General features: G+C 64.3%; 1 protein-coding gene. It reads left to right on the top strand.

What is annotated here, in order from left to right; translation table 11 throughout:
* Positions 1-113 precede the first annotated feature (113 nt).
* Complete coding sequence (locus EDC36_RS13125; RefSeq protein WP_243646595.1) at positions 114-1610, top strand: IS5 family transposase; 1497 nt, start codon at positions 114-116, stop codon at positions 1608-1610.
* Positions 1611-1632 lie beyond the last annotated feature (22 nt).

Below are 1632 nucleotides of genomic sequence, written 5' to 3'. Positions count from 1 at the left end.
GTCGCCCCTGAAATATTCATAACAGCATGATTTTTCTTGTGTTATTGTCTGTTTGCGAGTACAATTTCCCCCAGATTTGATGGTCTGATGCGCCGTTTTCTGGGAGTTTTGCGATGTTTGCCTGCCCCGCCACCGAGGACTTCTTCCGCGCCCGGCTCGATCAGATGATCGACCTGCGCCATCCGCTGGCGGTGTTGTCCTCACGCATGCCGTGGCAGGAGTTGGAAGCAAGGCTGTCGCACCTGTTCATGCGCAAAGCGCGCGCAGGTGTCGCGATGCCCGATCTGGACCTCTTTGGCGAATCTCCGGTGCGCGCAGCTCGGGCGTCCAACGCAGGCCGACCCCGCGTGCCGCTGCGCGTGATGATCGCGCTGCTGTATCTGAAGCACGCCTTCAACGAGTCGGACGAAGGGGTGGTCGAGCGCTGGGGCGAAACCCCCACATGGCAGTTCTTCTCGGGGCGGGCGTACTTTGAACATCGCCGGCCGTGCGACGCCACGACGCTGGTGAAGTTTCGCCGGCTGCTGGGCGAGGAGGGGGTGGAAGAACTCCTGGCGCAGACGATCAACGTGGCGGTGGAAACCGGACTCATCAAGCCGCAGGAACTCAAGCGCGTGGTGGTGGACACCACCGTACAACCCAAGGCGGTGGCGCACCCCACCGACAGCCGGTTGCTGCAGACGGCACGCACCAAGCTGGTGGAGGCGGCCAAGGCCGCCGGCATCGCCTTGAAGCAGACCTTTGCCAAGGAAGGCAAGGAGCTGGCCCGCAAGGCAGGACGCTATGCGCACGCGCGGCAGTTCGCACGCATGCGCCGGGTCATCAAGCGTCAGCGCACGATCGTGGCCAGGCTGCAGCGGGAGATCGAGCGCAAGGCCAGCCGCCTGGGGCAGGCCATCCAGAGCGCTCTTGGCCACACCCTCAACAAGGCAGCGCGTCTGGTGGCGCAGACTGCCAACCGAAAGACCGCCGACGGGACTCGAAAGCTCTACGCCTGGCACGCGCCGGAGGTGGAGTGCATCAACAAGGGCAAGGCCCGCTGCCCTTACGAGTTCGGCGTCAAGGTCGGCATTGTCAGCACCTTGAAGCACAGCCTGATCTTGGGCGCACGGGCCTTCCACGGCAACCCCTACGACGGCCACACGCTGCAAGCGCAGCTGGAGCAGGCCACGATCCTGATGCAGGACACTGGCATCAAGCCCAACACGGCCTATGCCGACTTGGGCTACCGCGGGGTGGAGGCCGACATTGCGGATGTGCGCCTGGTGCACCGCGGCAAGATCAAGCGCCTGACGCACGAGGAGCGCAGACTGCTCAAGCGCCGCCAGGCCATCGAGCCGGTCATCGGGCACTTGAAGCAGGATCACCGCATGGACAGGTGCCACCTCAAGGGCGAGCAGGGTGACCGGCTGCACGCGGTGCTGTGCGCGGCGGGCTACAACATCCGCTGGCTGCTGCGCATGATCACGAAGAAGGGCGTGCCCTTCTTGAGGAGAGTCTTTTTGCGCCTCATTGCGGCCGTGCGCCTCATCGGCCGGTGGCTCGCCCAGCGGCGGCCAACCGAGTCCAGTGGCGCCAACCCTGCCCAGCTGCGGCTAAGGGCGGCGTGAAAATGAATTTTTCAGGGACGAC

Source organism: Tepidimonas ignava (assembly GCF_004342625.1).
GTDB classification, from domain to species: Bacteria; Pseudomonadota; Gammaproteobacteria; order Burkholderiales; family Burkholderiaceae_C; genus Tepidimonas; species Tepidimonas ignava.
The sequence above is the reverse complement of the archived record's forward strand: the minus strand, read 5'-3'. Positions and strand labels throughout refer to the sequence as shown.